Origin of the sequence: Sphingobacterium sp. 1.A.5 (assembly GCF_002734235.1) — a bacterium.
Lineage (GTDB): Bacteria > Bacteroidota > Bacteroidia > Sphingobacteriales > Sphingobacteriaceae > Sphingobacterium > Sphingobacterium daejeonense.
Genome location: NZ_PEBA01000064.1, coordinates 157,553 through 180,876, shown reverse-complemented (window position 1 = coordinate 180,876; position 23,324 = coordinate 157,553). Strand labels below are relative to the sequence as shown.

21 protein-coding genes are annotated in these 23,324 nt (G+C 36.1%); 5 read left to right on the top strand and 16 right to left on the bottom strand.

Translation table 11 applies throughout. The features are described 5' to 3' along the window. Nucleotides 1-1,782 carry an arginine--tRNA ligase gene (gene argS, locus CRT24_RS18700; RefSeq protein ID WP_099372614.1) on the bottom strand — a complete coding sequence of 594 codons (1,782 nt, stop codon included), beginning with the start codon at nt 1,780-1,782 and terminating at the stop codon, nt 1-3. Nucleotides 1,783-1,891: 109 nt separating this feature from the next. On the opposite strand from argS, the gene CRT24_RS18695 reads away from it, so the two are divergent. Then, the gene (locus CRT24_RS18695; protein WP_094256829.1) at nt 1,892-3,283 is read left to right on the top strand and encodes an arginine decarboxylase; all 1,392 of its coding nucleotides are present in this window, start codon (nt 1,892-1,894) and stop codon (nt 3,281-3,283) included. 77 nt (nt 3,284-3,360) lie between these two features. Here the strand turns inward: CRT24_RS18695 and CRT24_RS18690 are convergent, their stop codons facing one another. Next, nucleotides 3,361-3,588, bottom strand: coding sequence for a hypothetical protein (locus CRT24_RS18690; protein ID WP_099372613.1), 228 nt, complete (start codon nt 3,586-3,588; stop codon nt 3,361-3,363). 185 nt (nt 3,589-3,773) lie between these two features. Here CRT24_RS18690 and CRT24_RS18685 point away from each other — a divergent pair, with 185 nt between their 5' ends. Next, nucleotides 3,774-4,889 (top strand): MBL fold metallo-hydrolase, encoded by a 1,116-nt coding sequence (locus CRT24_RS18685; protein WP_257214094.1) that lies wholly within the window; start codon nt 3,774-3,776, stop codon nt 4,887-4,889. Here CRT24_RS18685 and CRT24_RS18680 read toward each other — a convergent pair whose 3' ends face one another. Further along, a complete protein-coding gene (locus CRT24_RS18680; RefSeq protein ID WP_099372612.1) occupies nt 4,890-5,357 on the bottom strand; it encodes a hypothetical protein in 468 nt (155 codons plus the stop codon). A gap of 118 nt (nt 5,358-5,475) precedes the next feature. Here CRT24_RS18680 and CRT24_RS18675 point away from each other — a divergent pair, with 118 nt between their 5' ends. After that, entirely contained in the window at nt 5,476-7,503 is a 2,028-nt protein-coding gene (locus CRT24_RS18675) for a M3 family metallopeptidase (RefSeq protein ID WP_099372611.1), read from the top strand. 30 nt (nt 7,504-7,533) lie between these two features. Here the strand turns inward: CRT24_RS18675 and rnhA are convergent, their stop codons facing one another. The 3 genes from rnhA to lon form a co-directional block, all read right to left on the bottom strand. Then, a complete protein-coding gene (gene rnhA, locus CRT24_RS18670) occupies nt 7,534-8,040 on the bottom strand; it encodes a ribonuclease HI (RefSeq protein ID WP_099372610.1) in 507 nt (168 codons plus the stop codon). 51 nt (nt 8,041-8,091) lie between these two features. Beyond that, nucleotides 8,092-8,625 carry an aromatic acid exporter family protein gene (locus CRT24_RS18665; protein WP_099372609.1) on the bottom strand — a complete coding sequence of 178 codons (534 nt, stop codon included), beginning with the start codon at nt 8,623-8,625 and terminating at the stop codon, nt 8,092-8,094. Between the two features lie 123 nt (nt 8,626-8,748). Next, entirely contained in the window at nt 8,749-11,211 is a 2,463-nt protein-coding gene (gene lon, locus CRT24_RS18660; protein ID WP_099372608.1) for an endopeptidase La, read from the bottom strand. A gap of 322 nt (nt 11,212-11,533) precedes the next feature. Here lon and CRT24_RS18655 point away from each other — a divergent pair, with 322 nt between their 5' ends. Then, on the top strand, nt 11,534-12,205 hold the full coding sequence (locus CRT24_RS18655; protein ID WP_099372645.1) for a tetratricopeptide repeat protein: 672 nt from the start codon (nt 11,534-11,536) through the stop codon (nt 12,203-12,205). 82 nt (nt 12,206-12,287) lie between these two features. Here the strand turns inward: CRT24_RS18655 and CRT24_RS18650 are convergent, their stop codons facing one another. The 5 genes from CRT24_RS18650 to CRT24_RS18630 form a co-directional block, all read right to left on the bottom strand. Continuing rightward, on the bottom strand, nt 12,288-12,818 hold the full coding sequence (locus CRT24_RS18650) for an NAD(P)H-dependent oxidoreductase (protein ID WP_099372607.1): 531 nt from the start codon (nt 12,816-12,818) through the stop codon (nt 12,288-12,290). A 103-nt stretch (nt 12,819-12,921) separates the two neighbouring features. Continuing rightward, the gene (locus CRT24_RS18645; RefSeq protein ID WP_099372606.1) at nt 12,922-13,449 is read right to left on the bottom strand and encodes a helix-turn-helix domain-containing protein; all 528 of its coding nucleotides are present in this window, start codon (nt 13,447-13,449) and stop codon (nt 12,922-12,924) included. Nucleotides 13,450-13,511: 62 nt separating this feature from the next. Further along, nucleotides 13,512-15,020 carry an NAD(P)H-hydrate dehydratase gene (locus CRT24_RS18640; protein WP_099372605.1) on the bottom strand — a complete coding sequence of 503 codons (1,509 nt, stop codon included), beginning with the start codon at nt 15,018-15,020 and terminating at the stop codon, nt 13,512-13,514. A 117-nt stretch (nt 15,021-15,137) separates the two neighbouring features. Continuing rightward, a complete protein-coding gene (locus tag CRT24_RS18635) occupies nt 15,138-17,645 on the bottom strand; it encodes an ABC transporter permease (protein WP_257214096.1) in 2,508 nt (835 codons plus the stop codon). Between the two features lie 20 nt (nt 17,646-17,665). Next, complete coding sequence (locus CRT24_RS18630) at nt 17,666-18,337, bottom strand: ABC transporter ATP-binding protein (protein ID WP_180269171.1); 672 nt, start codon at nt 18,335-18,337, stop codon at nt 17,666-17,668. Nucleotides 18,338-18,387: 50 nt separating this feature from the next. Between CRT24_RS18630 and CRT24_RS18625 the strand changes: the two genes are divergently transcribed. Further along, on the top strand, nt 18,388-19,065 hold the full coding sequence (locus CRT24_RS18625; RefSeq protein WP_257214093.1) for an arylesterase: 678 nt from the start codon (nt 18,388-18,390) through the stop codon (nt 19,063-19,065). 130 nt (nt 19,066-19,195) lie between these two features. Here CRT24_RS18625 and CRT24_RS18620 read toward each other — a convergent pair whose 3' ends face one another. From CRT24_RS18620 to CRT24_RS18600, 5 genes are all read right to left on the bottom strand, one after another. Next, the gene (locus CRT24_RS18620; protein WP_099372601.1) at nt 19,196-19,645 is read right to left on the bottom strand and encodes a hypothetical protein; all 450 of its coding nucleotides are present in this window, start codon (nt 19,643-19,645) and stop codon (nt 19,196-19,198) included. 230 nt (nt 19,646-19,875) lie between these two features. Continuing rightward, on the bottom strand, nt 19,876-20,622 hold the full coding sequence (gene pstB, locus CRT24_RS18615; protein WP_099372600.1) for a phosphate ABC transporter ATP-binding protein PstB: 747 nt from the start codon (nt 20,620-20,622) through the stop codon (nt 19,876-19,878). Continuing rightward, nucleotides 20,612-21,469 carry a phosphate ABC transporter permease PstA gene (gene pstA, locus CRT24_RS18610; protein ID WP_099372599.1) on the bottom strand — a complete coding sequence of 286 codons (858 nt, stop codon included), beginning with the start codon at nt 21,467-21,469 and terminating at the stop codon, nt 20,612-20,614. Before pstA ends, pstB begins: the two co-directional genes overlap by 11 nt. Then, a complete protein-coding gene (gene pstC, locus CRT24_RS18605) occupies nt 21,459-22,349 on the bottom strand; it encodes a phosphate ABC transporter permease subunit PstC (protein ID WP_099372598.1) in 891 nt (296 codons plus the stop codon). The genes pstA and pstC overlap by 11 nt, the downstream gene beginning before the upstream one ends. Next, on the bottom strand, nt 22,339-23,214 hold the full coding sequence (locus CRT24_RS18600) for a PstS family phosphate ABC transporter substrate-binding protein (protein ID WP_099372597.1): 876 nt from the start codon (nt 23,212-23,214) through the stop codon (nt 22,339-22,341). The genes pstC and CRT24_RS18600 overlap by 11 nt, the downstream gene beginning before the upstream one ends. Nucleotides 23,215-23,324: the final 110 nt, after the last annotated feature.

The window sequence follows — 23,324 nt, the reverse complement described above, 5'->3', positions numbered from 1 at the left end:
TTACATCCTTTCAGGAACTTGGATTCCTAATAAATTCATACTTTCAGAAATAATTCGTGCTGCTGAAGCCGATAATTGCAAACGGAATCCTTTTACATTTTCGTCTTCTGCTTTTAGAATAGTCTCCTCATGATAAAATTTATTGTATAGCTTGGCAATATCATAAGCATAATTAGCCAACTGAGCGGGACTAAATTCCTTTGCTGAAGCTTCAATAATAGCTGGATAATTAGCAAGTGCTTGAATTAAATCTCTTTCAAATGTAGAAAGGGTTGAAGGAACTTTTATTTGTCCTGGAACATAATCAGCTTTTCTCAATACTGATTTGATACGTGCATGAGTATATTGTACAAATGGACCTGTATGACCTTGAAAATCTACAGATTCATTAGGATCAAATAATAATCGTTTTTTAGGATCCACCTTCAATAAGAAGTATTTTAAAGCCCCCATACCAATAGTTTGGTAAAGATTTACTTTCTCTTCTTCATTAAAACCTTCGGTTTTTCCAAGTTCTTCTGTTCTTTCTTTGGCCGTATCAATCATTTCAGCCATTAAATCATCGGCATCAACAACGGTACCTTCTCTGGATTTCATTTTCCCTGAAGGCAAGTCAACCATACCATAAGATAAGTGATATAAACCATCAGCCCACTCTTTGCCTAGTTTTTTGAGAATTGCAAATAATACCTTGAAATGGTAGTCCTGCTCGTTACCAACAACATAAATAGACTCATTCATCTTGAATTCATCATATTTAAGCTGTGCTGTACCTAAATCTTGAGTGATATACACTGAGGTACCATCTCCTCTCAACACTAGTTTTTCATCCAATCCTTCATCTGTCAGGTCTATCCACACAGAATTATCATCTTTTTTGAAAAACACTCCTTTTTCAAGACCTTCTTTAATGATATCTTTACCTAATAAATAGGTTTCTGATTCATAATAGAACTTATCAAAATCGACGCCTAATTGCTTATAGGTTTTATCGAATCCTGCATAAACCCATCCGTTCATGGTTTTCCATAAATTCAAGACCTCTTCATCACCAGCTTCCCATTTTTGAAGCATAACTTGTGCTTCTTGAATCAAAGGAGCATTTTTCTTCGCCTCATCTTCTGATTGTCCTTCTGACTTCAAGGCTTCGATTTCCTTCTTGTACTCCTTGTCGAAAACAACATAATATTTACCAACCAAGTGATCTCCTTTTAAACCAGAAGATTCAGGTGTTTCACCATTTCCAAACTTCTCCCATGCAAGCATAGACTTACAGATATGAATCCCCCTGTCGTTCACCAAGTTTGCTTTGATGACATCATAACCATAGGCTTTCAATATTTCTGCTACAGAATAGCCTAACAGGTTATTACGTATATGCCCAAGATGCAAAGGTTTGTTTGTGTTTGGTGAAGAGTATTCTACCATTAACTTTTTTCCGTTCTGAGGAAATTTGCCGAACGAATCAGCAAGGATTGTTTGGTTGAGTAATTCAATCCAATAAGAATCCGAGAAACTAAGGTTAAGAAAACCTTTTATTACATTAAAGCCAGAGATCTCAGCAATCTGTTCTTGAAGAAAGGCACCAATTTCATGGCCGGTAACTTCTGGTGATTTTTTTGAAAAGCGTGTTATTGGAAATACAACCAAAGTGATTTGACCTTCAAACTCTTTTCTCGTTTCTTGTAATGCAAGTTGTGAAGCCGGGATAGCAGCACTATATAAAGTACTAACTGCTTCAACTGTTTTCTCAATAAGCAGTTCTTGAATTGATTTTGCCATGTAAATATTTCGTAATATTCTTAACTTTCTGATAATGAATTTAAAAAATAACGCTTAAGTTATTCATGTATTCATTACGAAAGCATATCTTTGCCAAAAATAATAAAAAATGCAGAGCTATCAGGAATTTCTTGACTTAAGTGTTGGTTTTCCACAAGACGGATTCGATATCATCGATGATGAATTGTACTTCCACGATTTGAATTTGATGGAAATGATAGAAACGTATGGTACACCCCTACGTTTTACGTATCTACCAATAATCAGTAAAAAAATCCAACAGGCGAAGATTTTATTTCAAACAGCCATGTTGAAATATAATTATCGTGGGTCTTATAAATACTGTTATTGTACTAAATCCTCGCATTTCAAACATATCGTAGAAGAAGCATTGAAGAATGACATCCACTTGGAAACGTCTTCAGCTTTTGATATGCCTATGATTGACGCTTTAGAGAGACAAGGTAAGGTAACGAAAGACATTACAGTGATCTGTAATGGATTCAAAACTTATCAATACAAACAATATATCGTCGATATGTTGCATGACGGGTTCCACAATATTATCCCAGTATTGGATAATAAAGAGGAATTTAACATGTATGATGATGAGGTGGAACTATCGGAACCATGTAACTTAGGTATCCGTATTGCTGCTGAGGAACAACCTGACTCCCAATTCTACACTTCTAGACTTGGAATCAGAATGGAAGATGTAATCGATTTTTATAACAGCAAAATCGTTGACAACCCTCACTTCAAAGTTAAACTTTTACACTTCTTTATTAATTCAGGTATTTCTGACACTCCTTATTATTGGAATGAATTGGAAAAATACGTGACCTTATATTGTAAGTTCAAGAAAATAAATCCTGATTTGGACACTTTGGATATTGGTGGTGGAATGCCATTCAAGGATTCATTGGTACATGATTTTGATTACGAATACATGGTTAACGAAATCGTAAACCGTATCAAACAAATCTGTGCACACCATGAAGTGGTTGAACCAGATATTATCACTGAATTTGGTAAATATACCGTTGCAGAAGCTTCAGGAATACTATATAAAGTATTAGGCAGAAAACAACAAAATGACCGTGAAAAATGGTTGATGTTGGACGGTTCATTTATTACAAACCTTCCAGATGTATGGGCATTGAACCAAAAATACATCCTACTTCCAATCAACAATTGGGATTCTGAATATGAACGGGTAAACTTAGGGGGAATAACTTGCGATGGTCAAGATTACTACAATCAAGAGGCCCACATGAACTCGGTTTTCATGCCTAAAACACGTAAGGTTCAGTACTTAGGTTTTTTCCATACTGGAGCTTATCAAGAGGTATTGAGCGGGTACGGAGGTATTCACCACTGTTTGCTTCCTTCTCCGAAACATGTATTGATTCGTAGGAATAGAGACGAAACTTTTAACTATGAAGTTTTTGGTGAAGAACAAAACTCAAAACAAGTAATGAAACTTTTAGGATATCAATAATATCTCCTTAAAAAAAATTAAAGCAGGTTAGAAAATTCTAACCTGCTTTTTTATTGGATACTACTCTTACAATTATACTATTTTACCATGGAAATAATTTCTTCACGCATTTCTTTGGGCAGCATCATAAATACTTCCATTTTGATTTTTGGCAAATAAGGATCATCTTTCTCCTGATAATCTATTTTGAACAAACTTTCATACCCTCCAATTAACCATTTTCCATCATTCAATAAATAATCTGGATAGCGATTGTTAAGTCGCGAAACGATGGATTTAAGTAATTCATTATTGATGTTATTCATACACTATTTATTGGCACTGTTTATAGGGCAAATATAAACCAACAAATATTAACTAATTATTAATTTTTACCTATAATGATATATTTACTATATTTATTTAACTATTAATATCTTTTTAATAACTAATATTTTCAATTTTCTTACAATGAGATTACAGAGAATAGTGTAAATTGCACCTCACTAACATGAAAAAATTTATAAAGGTATTTATGTATATAATTCTTGCCTTGATTATCATAGTCGGCTTGGCAGTATTTCTACTTTATCGATCAGACCAGATGGGAGCACTTGCCTCTGGAAATCGATTGCAGAAAATGGAACAAACAGCAACTTATAAAAATGGGGCGTTTGACAACCTTGTTCCTACTCCTGCAATGAAAGAAGGTGTAAGCTTTACTTCAGTATTATTCCAATTTTTCTTTGGAAAAGACAAAAGAAATGTTCCTTCGTCTCCACTACCCGTAGAAATTACAGATCTCAAAAATATTCCAATTAACGAAAATGTATATGTATGGTTTGGTCATTCTTCATACTATATGCAACTGGACGGAAAAAGAATTTTAGTGGATCCAGTTTTTAATGACCATGCATCGCCAATCCCTGGGAGTGTAAAGGCTTTTAAGATGAGCCATAATTATACGGTAGAACAAATGCCTGAAATCGACATCTTGGTTCTTACCCATGACCATTGGGATCACCTTGATTATCCGACGATCAAAAAATTGAAAGATCGTGTCAAAGATGTTGTCACGGGGATAGGTGTTGGAGCGCATCTAGAGAAATGGGGATATTCACCTGAACATGTGCATGAATTATATTGGGGCGAAAGCCTGGACTTGGATAGTTTGAAATTTACGGCAACTCCGGCTAGACATTTTTCGGGTAGATGGTTGAAGAGAAACACGAGCCTGTGGTCATCATTTGTCGTACAGGCAGATTCTTTAAAACTGTTTGTTGGTGGAGACTCCGGTTATGGTGCACATTTTAAGGAAATAGGAGAAAAATATGGACCATTCGATTTAGCAATCCTCGAGAATGGCCAATACAATGAGAATTGGCAATACATCCATTTGATGCCTGAAGAAGCAATAACTGCTGCTACAGACCTTCAAACCAAAATGCTAATACCAGTTCATAACTCAAAATTCCCATTAGCAAATCATGCCTGGGATGAACCGATGATCAGGATTACTAAAGAAGCAAAAATCAAAAACTTCCCTATCTGGACCCCAAAAATGGGCCAGATCATCCAATTAGATTCCAATAATGAAACTAAATATTGGTGGGAAGGGATTGAATAATTAATTCTTCTTTAAAATCATTCCATGATCAAAGCGTAGGCTATCTATATTTCTGAATATTACCTTTTCGCCAGTATCTTCAATCTCGCCGAAGCCTTCAATCAAACCTTCAGGCACAATGCCAAAAACTGTTTCGCGGATTGAGTTCATTCCTTCGGACATAAAACTATATTCTCCAACTAATAAAGAGTCTTTTATAACTCCACGAAAAGTGCCTGCATTGCGATCTTTCTCCTTAAAACTATAATATAATGGACCAACCAATGAATCATTTTGGCTACTAATATCCAACGTTATAGTATCGCCATTCCCTACATAACTGTATTTACCTGCCAGTTCAGATGTTGTCCAGTCATTGCTATTTGAGGTCGTATTTTCAGATGTATTTTGGTTTGAATTAGATTGACAAGAGCTGAAACCTAATACAAAAAGGGAAACTGCTAATATGGATGATACTTTGTTCTTCATGATTTAATTTTGTTTTGTGTTATAACATTATAATATTACGTAAAGTTTCCGTAAAACTTAATAAATCTTCACAGGTGATCTAATCCCTGTAGATATAATATTGTAACTTTATTGTACTATGAATATCTTAAATAAAGCTTTCGAAACAAATTATAATACTGCTCCATTTTCTAAAATCAGCAACGAGGATTATATCCCAGCCTTTATAGAAGCAATTGATGATACCAAAAAAGAAATTGATGATATTGTCGGTAACGATCAAGCGGCTTCTTTTGAAAATACTATTGAAGCCCTATCTTTTTCCGGCCTACAATTAGACCGTATTTCCAATATATTTTTCAATCTTCATTCTGCTGAAACAAATGACGAAATAGAAAAAATGGCGGTTCAGATTGCTCCTATGTTGGCAGAGTTAAGTTCAGATATCACCCTTAATTATGATCTGTTCCTAAGGATCAAAGAAATCTATGATCAGAAGGATAACTTGACGTTATCTCCAGAGCAGGATACGTTGCTTACCAAATACTACAGGGATTTTGTTCGTAATGGAGCTTTGCTTGCAGACGACAAAAAGAAAGAACTCCGTGAAATTGATCAGGAAATGTCAGTTTTGAAATTGAATTTTGCAGAACATGTATTAGCAGAGACGAATGCATATCGTCTGCACATTACAGAAAAAGCAAATTTAGATGGGCTTCCTGAAAATGTGGTGGAGGCTGCACATGAACTAGCAAAAGAGGAAGGAAAAGAAGGCTGGATCTTCACCTTGGATTATCCAAGCTATATCCCTTTTATAACTTATGCCAGCAATCGTGAATTGAGAAAGGAACTAGCTATTGCTGCCGGTAAAAAAGGCTTCCAAAATAATGAAAATAACAATGAAGAAGTTGTTCTCAAAATGGCTAATCTTCGACACAAGCGAGCAAAATTACTAGGATATGATTCACATGCTCACTTTAAATTGGAAGAGCGAATGGCGCAAGATCCAAAGACTGTAAATTCGTTTTTGAATGACCTTCTATCAAAAGGAAAACCAGCGGCAATAAGAGAATTTGAAGAACTATCAAAGTATGCCAAAGAAAAAGATGGCATTGATCATTTAGAAAAATGGGACGCTAGTTATTATTCGGAAAAACTAAAGCAAGAAAAGTTTAACCTTGATGATGAAAAATTAAGACCCTATTTTAAACTGGAAAATGTATTAAATGGTGTCTTTGAAATTGCTCATAGGCTTTACGGTCTAAATTTTAAGGAAATCCATAACATCGACAAATATCATCCTGAAGTTCAGACATTTGAAGTAAGCAATGAATCTGGTGAACTTGTTGCGATCTTTTATGCAGATTTCTTTCCTAGGAAAGGAAAGAGAAACGGAGCTTGGATGACTTCATATAAATCACAGTATGAGAAAGATGGTCATAATGAAAGACCACACATTTCAATAGTTTGTAACTTCACTAGACCAACAGCTACAAAGCCATCCCTACTTACATTTAACGAGGTGACTACATTATTCCATGAGTTTGGTCACGCTCTGCATGGGATGGTGGCTGACACCGTATATCCTACCCTATCCGGAACATCAGTTTACTGGGATTTTGTGGAACTTCCAAGTCAGGTGATGGAAAACTGGTGCTATGAAGAAGATGCCTTGAAACTATTTGCAAAGCATTATGAAACTGGGGAAACAATTCCTATGGAATACATTGCCAAAATTAAAGAAAGTGCTTCATTCTTAGAAGGATTGGCAACCGTAAGGCAACTCAGCTTCGGGTTGTTGGACATGGGTTGGCATGGTCAGGACCCTAGCGCTATCAATAATGTGAAAGAATTTGAAAATGAACAGTTCAAAAGCACTCAGATATATCCTGATGTTAAGGAGAATGTGATGTCTACTTCATTTTCTCATATTTTTGATGGCGGATATTCATCGGGCTATTATTCATACAAGTGGGCCGAAGTTTTGGATGCCGATGCATTTGATTATTTCAAACAGGAAGGAATCTTCAGTAAGGAAGTTGCAAAGAAGTTCAAAGACAATATTTTATCCAAAGGTGGTACGGAGCACCCAATGAAATTGTACAAACAGTTCAGAGGTCATGAACCATCAGTGGATCCACTATTAAAACGTGCTGGATTGATTTAATTCATTAAAAAAAATAAAAAAAGGCTTAGATTAAATATCTAAGCCTTTTTGCATCTCTGCTTCAAATACGGAATCAATTTTCCAATTTGCTTTATCTTTTGAGGCATTTACCGCCAACTGATCACATCTTTCATTTAAGGGATGACCAGCATGTCCCTTTACCCATACTAATTTAACTTTATGCAATTTGTAGGCATTCATGAGTCGTAGCCAAAGATCTTTATTCTTTTTCCCTTGAAATCCTTTTTGCATCCAGCCATAAACCCATTTCTTGTCAATGGCATCAATTACATATTTAGAATCAGAAAATATCGTTACTTGCTGATTGATATTCTTTAGTGCTTCAAGGCCTATGATAACTGCCAAAAGTTCCATTCTATTATTGGTAGTTTTTCTAAATCCACCTGAGAATTCTTTTTCAATTAATTTTCCTTGAAATTCAGGATTAGATCCTTGATAAATGGCTCTTAATATGGTACCATATCCACCTGGCCCCGGATTTCCGCTTGATGCTCCGTCTGTATATAATTCAATCATTCCCGTAAAAATAAGGATTTATATGTCTTTCAATATGTATGAGAGCAGTTTTTAAGTAGGATCAGAGAATATTTTATATTTATCTCTCAGAAAATTAATGAGTCCAGAACTGACTATCACTATCGTAAGTCCTATTATACAACCCAGTCCTGTCGATAAAGCCCTATAGATTGGTGTATAATTCAATTGGGAATGATGCGGCTCAATCATGATGATCAAAAGTGCGACAATGGCTACCCTAGCCATATTCAAAATCTTAAAACCCCAACATAAAAAAATGGTGACAACAATCCCTACCATAACGGAATAAATTGATTTTGGCAATAACCAAACACATCCCATCGCAACTACTGAACCTACAAAATTGGATTTAAACCGTTCAATGGAAAGCCTTTTTGAATCCTGTTCCTCCGGTGATATAACTAAGATTATAGATAACAATGCCCAAAACAATTCGAATTCTTTATAACTGCGATACAATAAATACCCAATTACAAAACCAATAAGGCATCGAATAATATAAATTAATAAAGGCGAGGTTACGACACGTTTTATAAACCTCGTTGTTTTACTGCTGGGGTCCATTTCTGCAAAAGTACAGCTTATAATTTTATAATTGAAATTATGTTCCTTTCCTTAAAATTATATGACGAAAAAGCACAAAAAAAGCACAGCTGATCAGCTGTGCTTTCATATAATTTGTTTTTTTTAGTAACCTTCTCGTGAAAGTTCTTTTGCATTCTTTACCTTTTCATCCAACAACGCCAACTTCACAACTTCACGCATTTCTGTGACATAATGGAAATTCAGATCTTTTATATAATCTTCTTTTATCTCCAAAATATCCTTTTGGTTAGACTTACTTAAAATGATGTCCTTTATGTTTGCTCTTTTTGCGGCCAAGATTTTCTCTTTTATACCACCAACAGGAAGTACCTTTCCTCTCAGAGTAATCTCTCCAGTCATAGCAAGCTTATTTTTCACCTTTCTTTGTGTGAATAATGAAGCCAAAGCAGTCAACATCGTAATACCTGCAGAAGGACCATCTTTAGGAGTTGCACCAGCTGGCACATGGATATTTACATCCCACTGATCAAAAACTTTGAAATCAATACCAAACTCATCAGAATGCGAACGAAGGTAAGCCATAGCAATCGAAGCAGATTCTTTCATAACATCACCGAGATTACCCGTAAGACTTAATTTCCCTTTACCTGGACTCAAACTTGATTCGATAAATAAAATATCACCACCAACCGAAGTCCACGCAAGTCCAGTCACAACACCTGCGATGTCATTGTTTTCATAAAGATCCTTATCAAAGATTGGAGCGCCCAATATTTCTTCAATATCTGCGGCATCCAAACTAGGATTATAATCTGTATCCATCACAATTCGAGTAGCTATTCCGCGTACTACAGATCCAATTTTTTTCTCTAAACCACGAACCCCAGATTCTCTAGTATATTCATCGATGATTTTCTCAATCATCTTCGGTTTTAAGGAGATATCTTTTGCTTGAATACCGTGCATCTCTCTTTGCTTAGGTAGCAAATGCTTTTTGGCGATTTCAATTTTCTCCTCAATGGTATAACCATTAACTTCGATAATTTCCATACGATCCAACAATGCAGGTTGTACCCCATTCAAAGAGTTTGCTGTCGCAATAAACATGACTTTAGAAAGATCATACTCCATCTCTACATAATGATCATAGAAATGAGTATTTTGCTCAGGATCTAGTACTTCCAACAAAGCAGAAGATGGATCACCTTTGAAGTCAGAACCTATTTTATCGATTTCATCCAATACAAAAACAGGATTGGATGCTCCAGCTTTTTTCAAGGACTGAATGATACGGCCAGGCATCGCACCGATATATGTTTTACGGTGACCTCTTATTTCTGCTTCATCTCGAATACCACCCAATGCCATTCTTGTATATTTTCTACCTAAAGCTTTGGCAATTGATTTTCCCAATGATGTTTTACCAACCCCAGGAGGGCCAACCAAACAAAGGATTGGTGCCTTCATGTCATTCTTCAACTTTAAAACAGCAAGGTACTCAACAATACGTTTCTTAACTTTTTCTAGACCATAATGGTCTTTGTCAAGAACCTTATCTGCTCTTTTCAGGTCAAAGTTATCTTTGGTATATTCACCCCAAGGTAAATCCAGCAATAATTCTAAGTAGTTTAATTGTACAGAATAATCAGCAGCGGCAGGGTTTATTCTCGCCAATTTTTCCAATTCTTTTTGGAAATGTTTTCCTACCTCATCATTCCATTTTTTTGCCTTAGCACGTTTCTTCAGCTCTTCAATTTCAAGGTCTGGTGTACTACCTCCCAATTCCTCTTGAATCGTCTTCAATTGTTGACTCAGAAAATAATCACGTTGTTGTTTGTCTAAATCAACACGCACCTTATTTTGGATCTGGTTCTTCAGCTCCAACATTTGGATTTCTGTAGTCAGATGCTCCAATAATTGCTTAGCACGCTTTACGAAATCTTTAATCTCCAATAAATCTTGCTTTTGCTCTAATTCTAAAGAAAGATTTGAAGATATAAAGTTCACCAAGAATGTGGGGCTTTCAATATTTTTAATTGCAATTCCCGCTTCGCTAGGCAAATTTGGCGACAATTGTATGATTTGCAATGCCAATTCTTTAACAGAAGAGATCAATGCTTTAAATTCCTTGCTGTTTGTTTTTGGTTTATCCTCAGGAAATTTCTCAACTTTTGCAATAATATAAGGTTCAGACTGTACTAGTTCCTTTAGTTTTGCTCTTTGCTTTCCTTGAATGATAACTGTAGTGTTACCGTCAGGCATCTGAAGGATTTTAATAATGTGTGCTACAGTTCCAACCTTATTTAATTGATCAAAGGTCGGGTCTTCAACGGTCATATCTTTTTGGGATACCACAGCAATAGTGCGGTCGCCTTTGTATGCGTCCTTAACCAATTTTATAGACTTATCACGTCCAACAGTAATCGGTATTACAACACCAGGAAATAATACGGTATTTCTTAATGGAAGGATCGGTAACTGATCCGGAATCTCTGCATTCCTCATCTCATCCTCATCTTGCTGTGTCAGCAAGGGAAAGAATTCCGTTTCTTCGTTTATGATAGGTAATGTTTGATTAAAGTTGAATGAATCAAATTTGCTCATATAATGTTATCCAGGTTGCCGACATCTTGTCAGATTATCGACAATAATTTATTTTAAATCTTGTGTTCCGTTATAGTGCAAGGGGAGTGCCAAGTATAAATTTTGGTACATTTTATGCTAATATTGATTAATTGCTGTTAAATCGTCAGTAATCAGGCAATTCTTTGTCACCTAGGTGTACAGAAAATTGGTATGAAGTGAAGCATTTTGTGAAATGTGGAAATGTTTATAACTATTGATTGCTTGGTTAAACTATTTAACAGATTTTTACTCTATTAGTTGGAGTGTGATAAAAACAGAAAAACAACATAAAAATTCAGACATGAAATTAAATAACTTGAATACACAGATGAAGACGATTAAGATTGGGTTAGCTACTGTTGCTTTAGCATTAGCTACAATGGGTGCGCAAGCACAAGAAAAACAACAACACAGTGATCCTAACGTTCGCGCTGGTGAAAAAGCACTTTTAGATGGTGATTTCAAAACTGCGGCTACTCAATTCGAAAAAGCATTACCTAATGCGGGAAATGAACCTGAAGTAGTGTATTTATTAGGTTACTCTCAATTCCAAAATGGACAATACAAAAAAGCAATTGCAAACTTTACCAAAGTAATCTCTTTGGATCCTAAAAATGTTTCTGCATATTATTATAAAGCAAAAGCTAATAACAATATGGCCGTAAACAAAGAATTGAAATTGAGCAACCAAGAACGTGAAGCATTATTGAAATCAGCAACTGCTGACTATACAAAAGCAATCACAATCAACGCAAACGATGCTAAATTATATCAAAACCGTGCAATCGCTTTCCGTGACTTGGGAATCTTGACAGGTACAAAAGGCGCTGCTAACTACAACAAAGCAACTGCAACAGATGCTTACAACAAAGCTATTACTGATTATGAGAAAGTGTTAACTTATGATGCTTCTCGTAAAGACATTCAAACTGAAGTTAAAAAAGCTACAGTATACCGTGATAACCTTAAATAAGGTTGATTATCATCAAACAAAAAAGCTCGCAATTGCGAGCTTTTTTGTTTTTAATTATTTTAAGAGGTTTTAAAATGCATCATTATAGTTTGTTTAAAAACTCCAAATACGGAACTATGCTTTTTTCAACCCACTCTTTAGAACTGTTTAATTCAATACCGTAATATGCAAAGAATGGTTTATAATCTGCTTTTATATATTCAAAAGTCAACTCAAATGGGCGAAGCAGTTCTTCTAAAGAATATTTATATCTTTCTGTAGGCCCAAACTCATTTTCTTCTATTCCTACAGAAATTGCTAATGCAATTTTCTTGCCTTCTAACTGGTATCCACTCTTGCTTCCGTAAGCCCAGTTATAAGTCAAAACATTATCCAACCATTTTTTAAACAAAGGGGGACAATTAAACCAATAAAAAGGAAATTGGAAAACAATTTTTTCATATTGTTCTACCAATTTTTGCTCCGACTTGATATCTATATTTTCGTTTGGATATACTTGATGCAACAAATGAATGTAAAATTTATCAGGATATTTCTGCAATGATTCTACCCATTTTTTATTTATTACCGAATTATTAAAATCAGGGTGAATTACAACTATTAATGTTTTCATTGGAAGATTTATCTGAAATTTACCGTTCTCTAATTATTTCATTTACGCCTTTGGTTTATGTTTACAGATGTTGAACTATAAATTTATAATCATTAAATCATTTTCAGACCATCTGTTTTTTATATTCTGAAGGACTCAGACCAGTATTTTTTTTAAATTGAGTGCTCAAATGAGCAACACTACTATATTGTAGCTGTGAAGCAATTTCTGCCAAAGTAGCTTCATAACTTAGCAATTCTTTAATTTTTTCAATCTTCAAACTAATCAAATATTTCTCGATACTTTCGCCCTGTGTTTCAGAAAACACGTTGCTTAAATAAGAATATTCCAAATTGAATCTTTCAGATAGAAATGATGAGGTTTTTAAAGAATTTTCCTCTTTTGAATTCACCAATTCTTGCAATGCAATTTTAATTTCTTCGGCTAGTTTTTGCTTTCTCTCAATTAAGATTTCAAATCCAATGTCTTGAAGCTCACGGCCAAATTGTATTGTCTCTTCTTTTGACAATGAACGCTTCAAATCAACAGACCCTATGTTAACCTCATTATATGGCACACCCATCCTATCCAAGATCTGTTCAACTGCCATAACACAGCGTGGACATACCATATTTTTGATGTTAATCTGCATGAATTAAAGGTACGGATAATTTGTGAGTTAGAAATTGACCTATGATAACTGTTAAAGTCATCTTAGTTCAATTTTTCCAGATCCATAAATGCAGATGGTAAGTAATCGATTAAATCACCGGCGATTAAACTTATTTCACCAACCCATCCTTTAGCATAATCACCTGCTGCTCCATGGATAAATACACCCAATACCGCAGCGTCTAAAGCATCATAGCCTTGTCCCAATAGACTTGTAATTACACCTGTCAACACATCACCAGTCCCTCCTGTTGCCATCCCCGCATTACCTGTAGAATTGAAAAATATTTCACCATTAGGATTTATGACAGCCGTATTTGCTCCCTTGACCACTAAAACCACCTGATATTCCCTGGTAAAATCTTTTGCCTTATTTAATTTATCTAAATCATTTTCCCACTCTCCAATCAAACGACTCAATTCCTTGGGATGTGGTGTGAGAATTGAATTTTTTGGCAAGAACTTTAATAATTGTTCGTTTTCTGAAAGAATATTTAATGCATCAGCATCGAGCAGTAATTTGGTATTTTCGTCCAAACTTTGCAGCCAAATGCCAAAGCCACGAGAGGTTTCTTCATCCTTACCCATTCCTATTCCTACACCATAAGCTGAATAATCAAGACCTATGTTGAAATCCTTGATTTCTTCTTCGCCACTGTCCAACATGACCATGGCTTCAGGGAATCCAATCTGAAGAATATTATATCCACACCTAGGAATGTATGCCGTTATCAACCCACAGCCAGACCGAAGGGCAGCTTTTGAAGACATCAATACAGCACCCATTTTGCCCAAACTACCCCCAATTAACGCAATATGACCATACGTGCCTTTGTGTGAAAACCTAGAACGCGAACGAACAAGAATATCTAACATATCAGACTCCACGTATTTATATTCGGTTTGCTGCTCTAATATCGAATTCTCGTTTAATCCAATATCCAGAATCTCGAAATCACCAACAAAAACTGCGTTATCAGGCAGTAATAATGATAGCTTAGGACATTGAAAGGTATATACTTTGGTTGCTCTTACAATGTTATCTTCAAATTTACCGGTAGATTCCAACATCAAACCAGATGGCATATCAATAGATACTACTACACCTTGAAAATCATTCATTTGCGAGATAACAGATGTCCATTCCTCTCCTAATGCTGTATTCAATCCATAGCCGAATAGACAATCGATTAAAATTCCTTCCATCGGAAAATCAAGATCATCCTTTAACCCAAAGAATTTGATATCATCGAGCTTTTTTTGATTTAAAAGGTTGTCCGGGGAATATTGATCCGCATACAACAATCTTACTTCTACATCATAACCAGATTCACGCAATTGCCTCGCAATAGCCAATCCATCACCACCATTATTCCCTTTGCCACATACCACTACAATAGGCAGTTCTTTTATTAAATCTACAAAATCATTAAGGATGGCATAGGTTGCTATACTTGAAGCTCGCTCCATTAATTCCCAAGAATTTATTCCTTCTTTTTGAATCGTTTCCTGGTCCACTATTCTGAGCTGCTCTGCATTTAGGATCTTCATAACGGTATAAAATATTAAAGCTCCTAAATTTAGGAGCTCTTTGTTTATTTAACAACTGATATATTTAAATGTTTGTTAAAAACCTTTTAGAATTTTGATAGAATAATATCTTAATCATTACTCCTTTCGTAAGGCTTCTAGAGGCGATTTATTTATTACAGCTAAGCTGTTGATTAAACCTACTATGACAGTTAGACCTACAATTAAAAATATCAGAATTAAAATCATAAGAATTGATGGCACAAACACACTTTCAAAGACAAAAATCGCCAATAAATAACTGGCAACAAGAGCTATTACAACGCCTGTCAATGCAGAAAGCAAACCAAGGAAAAGATATTCACTGATTGTAATTAAATAAATCTGTTTTCTACTAGCTCCTAACGTCCTCAATAAAACATTTTCCCGAATCCTTTGGAATTTGCTGATTCGAACTGAAGAAATCAACACAATTATTCCTGTTAGAATGCTGAATGCACCCATGAATTGAATAATAAACCCAATTTTATCCAATATTTCTTGAAGCACTTTTAGAACTGCATTCATATCTATAACTGATACATTTGGAAAACTATTTACAATTTTTTGTTGAAATTTACTTGATTCAATTTCAGTGGGCACCTTGGTCATCATCAGATAAAATTGTGGAGCTTGGTCAATCGTACCTGAAGCAAATACCACCCTAAAGTTCGACTGAAACCTATTCCAATCTACTTGACGGATACTACTGACTTTTGCTGGAACAATTAATCCTTGGACATTGAATTCTAACCGGTCCCCCACTTTTACTTTTATGTTTTCAGCATAACCTTTATCCAATGAAACCGATGCTGTATCATTTTTCCCCACTTTTCCTACAAATTTTCCTGAGGTAAGGCTTTCGGATGAGGTCAATGAGTCTCGGTATGTTGCTCTAATCTCACCTCTAAATGCACGGGAATTAACTTCATTGGTACTATCAGCAACTACATCTTTGAGCGTGGTTCCATTTACACTTTGCAATTGCATCGTCACAATTGGGACAGATTCCAAAATTGGGTATCCTTCTGTATTTGCCAAACTCTTCAATTCATCGGCTTGCGATGGCTGAATATCAAACATCAACATGTTTGCTTGGCTCTGTTCCGATGAAATTCTAACGCGATTGATTAATAAATCCTGTACTAGGAACATGGTTGCTATTAATGCAGTTCCAAGGCCAATAGAAATCATCAAGATTACAGTTTGGTTGTTTGGACGGTATAGATTTGACAATCCCTGTCTCCATAAATATGGCCATTTCTTTGGAAAATATTTTTTAACCAAGAAAGTAAATCCCTTGGCAACAGCATACAGCAATAAAAAAGTAATACCTACTCCAACAACAAATATTAAGGTCTGTACCCAGTCATCCATTTGAAGCCTAGCAAAACCGGTAATAAATCCTATAATCAACAAATAAATCCACCAACTAGCCTTATCCTTGAATAGACTTTCTTCCTTGTCAGATACACGAATTGAGTTTAATGGCGAGATATTCCTGACTGCCATGAGGGGCAATAAAGCAAATAGAACAGCAATGACAACCCCCAAACCAATTCCTTCCAGAATTGCCAACCATGAAACTCCCGTAGAAAGACTCACTGGCAGCACATCTTGCATAACAATTGGGATGATATATTGAATTAATGAACCCAATATTGCCCCAATGATTCCACCTAACAAACCGATTCCTGCAAACTGAATCAAAAAAATGTAAAATGCTTGTTTAGCAGTGGTCCCCAAACATCTCAGCACCGCAACTGATATCAATTTTTCGCGAACATAAATCTGTACCGCACTTGAAACACCAATACATCCCAGCAATAAAGCTACAAAACCGACAAGCTCCATAAAACTAGCCATATCTTCGAACGAACGACCCGTATTTTCTTTGGTTGTTTGAATTGTTGATGCTCTTAACTGTAGTTCAGTAATTCTATCTTCAAGTTCTTTGATTTTTTTGTCTACTTGAAAATTCTTTGGAAGTTTAAAATAATAATGATATTCGATCCTACTTCCTGTTTGCTGCAGACCTGAATTTTCAAGTTGTTCAATTGGTACAAAAACAGAGGGCGCCATCGCACCTGCAATAGCAGCTTGACCAGGCTGTGAAAGTACATTCCCTAATATCAAATAACTATTGTTTCCCAACTGTACCGAATCTTGCACCTTAGCATTAAATTGAAGAAGGAGAGAATTTTCTACATATACACCCTTTTCTTTTCCAAATGCAGAGAAACTATTTTGGGGATTAGTTTCTACATTACCATAAAAAGGATATCCGCCTTCAATTGCTCTTACTTGTACTAAGCGCGACCCGTCAGCCTTGGGAAATCTGATCATTGACATGAACCGTTCCTCTTTGGCAAAATCATCACTCAATGCTTTCAATGAGTCTATGAATTTCATAGCTTCAGCATCAGGAAGTCTTCTGCTTTCGAGCTCAAGATCTGCCCCTATCAATTCAGCTGCTTGAGAATCTATATCCCTTTTTAAATTCATATTAAAGGAATTCATGGCAACCAAAGCTGCGATTCCCAAAATAATGGAGGATATAAATAGAAATAACCTAGACCTATTTTTTCGGCTATCTCGCCAGGCCATTAAAAATAACCATTTCCAATTCATTGGATCTTCCCTCCTTTAATTGGAATTATCTTTTGTGTCTTGGCAGCCAAATCTAAATCATGAGTGACAATTACCAATGTTGTACCTGACTCCTTATTTAATTGAAAGAGCATATCTTCAATGATCAAGCTGGTTTCTGCATCGAGGTTTCCAGTGGGTTCATCAGCAAACAAGATCTTTGGCTTGTTGGCGAAGGCTCTAGCCAATGAAACACGCTGTTGCTCCCCACCAGACAATTGCGATGGATAGTGGTCTGCCCTTGCAGCCAACCCAACTCGGTCCAGCAAATCCATGGCTTCCTTTTGTCCATTCTTCACCCCTCTCAGTTCCATTGGGACCAAAACATTTTCTATCGACGTTAAAGTGGGCAACAACTGAAAGTTTTGGAATACAAAACCAACATGTTCATTTCGGACTTCGGCTAACTTATCCTCACTCAAACCACTCAGTTTAATTCCATTCAAAATAATGTCACCTTCAGAACTTTGGTCGAGGCCAGCACATAAACCCAACAAGGTGGTCTTACCACTGCCAGATGGACCAACAATTGAAACCGTAGAACCCGTTTCAATCTCGAAATTAATATCATTTAATACAGGAATATTATTGTCTCCAATCTGATAGTTTTTGAAAACATGTTGTACTTGTAGAATCATAGTAGATGACATATCCAATAAATTTATATATTAATTTTAATTAAATTAGCTTTATGAATCACATGAAGTCACTAATAATGACAGCAATTGCTGTTTTTTTACTTGCATCTTGCAATAATTCGAATTCCACCCAAAATTCAGAGTCCAAAACAGATTCTACTAGTACAAAAGATACTCCCCTCACTAATGAAAAAAAGATCCTGTTTTTTGGAAATAGTTTGACCGCTGGTTTAGGATTAGCGGATCAATCAGAAGCATTCCCCGCATTAATTCAACAGAAAATCGATTCATTAGGCTTACCTTATACTTGTATCAATGCTGGACTTAGCGGAGAAACTTCAGCAGGCGGGAAAGATAGAATCGAATGGTTATTAAAAGATTCTATTGATGTTTTTGTGTTGGAACTCGGCGCGAATGATGGGCTCCGAGGTATTTCAACGGAATCTACCTTTCAGAATCTGAATGAAATTGTAAATAAAGTCAAGGCAGCATATCCAAACTGCAAACTTGTTTTGGCAGGAATGATGGTACCTCCAAGCATGGGAGATCAATATTTTAAGGATTTCTCAGCAATATTTCCCAAACTAGCAAAAGAACAAAATATGACTTTAGTCCCATTTTTATTGGATAAAGTGGCAGGCATTCAAAATCTAAATCAAGCAGATGGGGTCCACCCTACCAAAGAAGGGCAGCATATATTGGCAGAAAATGTATGGGAACACCTAAAAGCGGTGCTATAATCCAGAGATAAAAACGGATGACTTAGTAAATCAAATTTACCAGGTCATCCGTTGTGCAAATAGCTATATAATAAATAGCATAATCTGTTTGCTTATCATTTAAAATGATAAGCTTGTAACTAAAGAGAAATTATTTGACATATACTTGTTGATGCAATTGAGTTATATCAACATGTGGGAATTGCTTGTCAAAATCAATCATCACGTCTGTTGAATCCTGAACCCCATCGGCATTAGAATCCCAATCCATCGAAATATAATATTTTACAGGTGCTCCTTCAACAATCTCAGGTTTGATTTTAGACACATGGTCAACAGGAATTTCAAACTCCACACTGAATGGAATTTCATTGGTTTCAAATTCTACCTCATCTATAACTGTTGCTTCTACATCTGCAACATCTGCAGGAACAGCCAATAATTTTGCTTTCCCCTTGTTATTTTGAATGGTAGAATCCATCGCTCCTGTAAATTCTACAGTCAACAACTGTGGTCCTGCAACAGTCTCACCAGAACCCTTTAAACCGCAGCTTGAAATAGTCATAGCTAACAGGCCAATTAACAATAATGAATTTTTCATAACTTAAATTATTTTATAGTTAAATATAATACAAAATTGTAATTATAAATAACTGAATTTTAAGTTTAACAGAAATTAAATATGGAGGTGGATGTGAGATATGAGATTTGAGATGTGAGATTTGAGAAATGAGATGTGGGATGTGAGATAATCTCTCTTTATTGGTGGTCGGTGGAGACACCGACCACGGCGAGATGCCGTGGCAGGTGTCCCCACCTGCCACTGAAATTTTAGCCGAATTGACCAGTAATATAATTTGCTGTTACTTCGTTAATAGGGTTTCCGAATATTTGGCTTGTATAGCCTTCTTCTTTTACTTCTCCGAGATACATAAACACGGTTTTATCGGCTATTCGCTGTGCTTGTTGCATATTGTGCGTAACGATGACAATAGTATATTTTTCTTTAAGATGAGAAATAAGCTCTTCGATTTTTAGTGTACTTACAGGGTCGAGTGCTGAACAAGGCTCATCCATCAAGATGACTTCAGGACGCAGAGCTACTGCCCTTGCAATACATAAACGTTGTTGCTGTCCACCTGAAAGTCTCGTTGCCGGCATTTTAAGGTCATTCTTTACCTCTTCCCATAAAAAAGCCTCACGAAGAGCTTTTTCTATGATTGCCTTGTCATGTGGTAAGTTGTTAATCTTTAAACCGTAAGCAATATTTTCGTAAATACTTTTTGGAAATGGATTTGCTTTTTGAAATACCATTCCAATGCGCTTTCTGATTTCGGTTACTGGTACTGTTCTCGAATAAAGGTCTAAGTCTTCTAATTTTAGAGAACCTGTAATTTTTGCATCAGGCGATAGATCATGCATTCTATTGAAAGATCTCAATAATGTGCTCTTTCCGCATCCTGATGGACCTATCAATGCCGTGATTTCATTTTCAGCGAACTCCACATTTACATTTTTAAGAACATGCTTTGTTCCAAAACTGATATTTAAATTTTCTGCAGATAACTTAGTTTTCATTTTTTCTGTACTTATAACGAATATAAAATGCTGTCAAGTTCAATAAGAACACAACAACAATCAACACTAAAGCTGTTCCATAAGCGATCGGTCGAACCTCATCGATGGACTGATGCTGTGTTGAAAGCATATATAAATGGTATGGCAATGCCATAAATTCTTGATTCACAAATCCACTGGTCCCGTTAATATAAAAGGCAGCACCTGTGAATAATATCGGAGCAGTTTCACCTGCGGCACGTGACAATGTCAATACAACCCCAGTAAGTATGCCTGACATAGCCGATGGAATGACCACATCTTTTATGGTTTCAAATTTAGTAGCACCGACTGCCAAGGCAGCTTCCCTTGTACTATTTGGAATTCGCATCAACGCTTCTTCTGTTGTTGTAATAATGTAAGGTAATGACAAAAGCCCCAATGTTAATCCAGCAGCAATCAAGGATGTCCCAAATTGAAGAGCCTGTACAAACAGTGCCAACCCGAAAAGACCATATATAATGGAAGGAACACCTGAGAGGTTACGAATAGACGCACGAATAGTTCTAGTCAACCAATTGTCTTCTGCATATTCTTGTAAATAAATCGCACAAGCCACACCAAAAGGAATGGAAAACAAAGCAGTTATCAAGGTTAATAAAACTGTACCGATTATTGGAGTTAGAATCCCTCCCTTTGTCATGCCATCTGTTGGCACTTGACTTACAAATTCCCATGAAATTTGACTTGCTCCTTTAGAAACAATTTCCCAAATAACAACAACTAAGAAAAAACAAACCAAAGTTGTACTTATCAAAAGGGTGCCCCATTCGATGACACTCGATAATTTATTATTTCTAAGCTGCATGATATTTTCTGAAACGGTTAATAAAATATTCTCCCAACATATTTGCCGCCAAAGTCATTATAAAAAGAACGGTTGCAATGGCATACAAGGCAAAATAATGCGTAGTCTGATACGGCACCTCACCCATTTCGATAGCAATAGTCGCCGTCATGGTCTTCACGGAATCAAACATGCTAGTTGGCAATATTGATGCATTTCCTGTAGCCATCAGGACCGTCATGGTTTCACCAATAGCACGCCCCACTCCTAGCATCACCGCAGCTATAATTCCAGGTGCCGCAGCAGGAATAACTACCTTACATAAGGTTTGCCATTTGGTTGCACCGACTCCATAGCTCGCTTCTTTGTATGTTTTAGGAACAGCATGAATAGCATCTTCAGCAACGGTAATAATAGTTGGTAATGCCATAACAGCTAAAAGGATCGCTCCATTCAAAGCATTTAATCCATTTGAGAGATCTGCCAGACTTGCTATTCCTGGACTCACCACGACAATCCCTAAGAAACCAATGACCACTGAAGGTATTGCTGCCAGCATTTCAATAGTTGGCTTTAAAATATTTTTTAGCCTGGGGCTAGCATATTCAGCAATAAAAGCTGCCGTACCAATTCCTAATGGAATCGCAATAATCATGGCGCCGAATGTGACAATCGTAGTACTGATAATCAAAGGTAACATCCCATATTTTGGGATTTTTGCTGTAGGATTCCATTCCATTCCTGTTATAAAATCCAACGGCTTTACATTCATAAAGAATGAAAAGGAATTGTAGATCAGCATGGCAAGGATCCCTCCCAACAATGCCAGGACGAGAAAGCCTGTTGCTTTAAAGACGAATTTGAATAAAACGTCAAGAGATAGTCTAGCTTTATATTTCATTTTTTTGACTTTCTAAGATGTAATAGCCATGGTCTTCAATCAATAACCTTCCTGATGGACTTCTTTCAAAATTTATAAAAGGACGAACTTTATCCCAAGATTCTGCAAGAATAAATTGATACAATGGTCTCTGAAAAAAGTAAGTGCCATTATTTATTGCCGTTTGATCCAAAGGCGAAACAGCTATGGATTCTTTACTGTCTTTGATCTTTAAGATTTTGATTCCATGAGAAGCAGAAGGATCATGCCCCACATATCCTGCCCCAACATATCCAATCCCTGTTTTATCTGCTTTCACCCCCTCGATAATTTGCGCGTTTCCAGTCATTTCTTTAGCTGTATTTGTAAACTCAATTTTGAGTTTCTTCTTAACAAAAGAATGAGTTCCGGAACTGCTCTGACGACCATAAATATTAATTGGATAAGAAAGATCCGACACCTCAGACCAGTTTTTAATGGTGCCATCCATGATTTTTGCCAGAGATTCGACATCAATTGAATCTATTGGTAGATCTTTGTGGACAATAAATGCTGTAGCATCCTCGGCGAACACAACGGTCTTGATTTCAATGTTTTTATCTTTGAACTGTTGGACTTCCTCCGCCGATAGTGGACGGGAAGAATTTGCGATATCTGCTTGTCCATTCATCAGGGATGTAATTCCCAAACCTGAACCTCCTCCAGAAATGGCTATGCTAAATGTAGGATCGAGCATAGTAAACTTCTCAGCTAAATTAACGGCAAGATTAACTTCCGTATCTGAGCCCTTCATCTTAATTGAGTTGGCATTGTTACTACATGAATAGAAAAGTGCAGCTCCAATTAGAGGTATAATCGGAAATATGCGGTTAATACTTTTTCTCATCTCCACAAAATTGAAGATTAAGAATTAACAAATTGTTAAGTCAATATTAACGAATTAGCATACCTGACTTTTTGTGTAAAGTAATTGTAAGAAATTAATTAAGTAAATGT

Excerpts from the sequence above, each read along its gene's own strand:
- argS (WP_099372614.1), bottom strand. The coding sequence starts at position 1,782 with ATGGCAAAATCAATTCAAGAACTGCTTATTGAGAAAACAGTTGAAGCA.
- CRT24_RS18695 (WP_094256829.1), top strand. The coding sequence starts at position 1,892 with ATGCAGAGCTATCAGGAATTTCTTGACTTAAGTGTTGGTTTTCCACAA.
- CRT24_RS18690 (WP_099372613.1), bottom strand. The coding sequence starts at position 3,588 with ATGAATAACATCAATAATGAATTACTTAAATCCATCGTTTCGCGACTT.
- CRT24_RS18685 (WP_257214094.1), top strand. The coding sequence starts at position 3,774 with ATGAAAAAATTTATAAAGGTATTTATGTATATAATTCTTGCCTTGATT.
- CRT24_RS18680 (WP_099372612.1), bottom strand. The coding sequence starts at position 5,357 with ATGAAGAACAAAGTATCATCCATATTAGCAGTTTCCCTTTTTGTATTA.
- CRT24_RS18675 (WP_099372611.1), top strand. The coding sequence starts at position 5,476 with ATGAATATCTTAAATAAAGCTTTCGAAACAAATTATAATACTGCTCCA.
- rnhA (WP_099372610.1), bottom strand. The coding sequence starts at position 8,040 with ATGATTGAATTATATACAGACGGAGCATCAAGCGGAAATCCGGGGCCA.
- CRT24_RS18665 (WP_099372609.1), bottom strand. The coding sequence starts at position 8,625 with ATGGACCCCAGCAGTAAAACAACGAGGTTTATAAAACGTGTCGTAACC.
- lon (WP_099372608.1), bottom strand. The coding sequence starts at position 11,211 with ATGAGCAAATTTGATTCATTCAACTTTAATCAAACATTACCTATCATA.
- CRT24_RS18655 (WP_099372645.1), top strand. The coding sequence starts at position 11,534 with ATGAAATTAAATAACTTGAATACACAGATGAAGACGATTAAGATTGGG.
- CRT24_RS18650 (WP_099372607.1), bottom strand. The coding sequence starts at position 12,818 with ATGAAAACATTAATAGTTGTAATTCACCCTGATTTTAATAATTCGGTA.
- CRT24_RS18645 (WP_099372606.1), bottom strand. The coding sequence starts at position 13,449 with ATGCAGATTAACATCAAAAATATGGTATGTCCACGCTGTGTTATGGCA.
- CRT24_RS18640 (WP_099372605.1), bottom strand. The coding sequence starts at position 15,020 with ATGAAGATCCTAAATGCAGAGCAGCTCAGAATAGTGGACCAGGAAACG.
- CRT24_RS18635 (WP_257214096.1), bottom strand. The coding sequence starts at position 17,645 with ATGGCCTGGCGAGATAGCCGAAAAAATAGGTCTAGGTTATTTCTATTT.
- CRT24_RS18630 (WP_180269171.1), bottom strand. The coding sequence starts at position 18,337 with ATGTCATCTACTATGATTCTACAAGTACAACATGTTTTCAAAAACTAT.
- CRT24_RS18625 (WP_257214093.1), top strand. The coding sequence starts at position 18,388 with ATGAAGTCACTAATAATGACAGCAATTGCTGTTTTTTTACTTGCATCT.
- CRT24_RS18620 (WP_099372601.1), bottom strand. The coding sequence starts at position 19,645 with ATGAAAAATTCATTATTGTTAATTGGCCTGTTAGCTATGACTATTTCA.
- pstB (WP_099372600.1), bottom strand. The coding sequence starts at position 20,622 with ATGAAAACTAAGTTATCTGCAGAAAATTTAAATATCAGTTTTGGAACA.
- pstA (WP_099372599.1), bottom strand. The coding sequence starts at position 21,469 with ATGCAGCTTAGAAATAATAAATTATCGAGTGTCATCGAATGGGGCACC.
- pstC (WP_099372598.1), bottom strand. The coding sequence starts at position 22,349 with ATGAAATATAAAGCTAGACTATCTCTTGACGTTTTATTCAAATTCGTC.
- CRT24_RS18600 (WP_099372597.1), bottom strand. The coding sequence starts at position 23,214 with ATGAGAAAAAGTATTAACCGCATATTTCCGATTATACCTCTAATTGGA.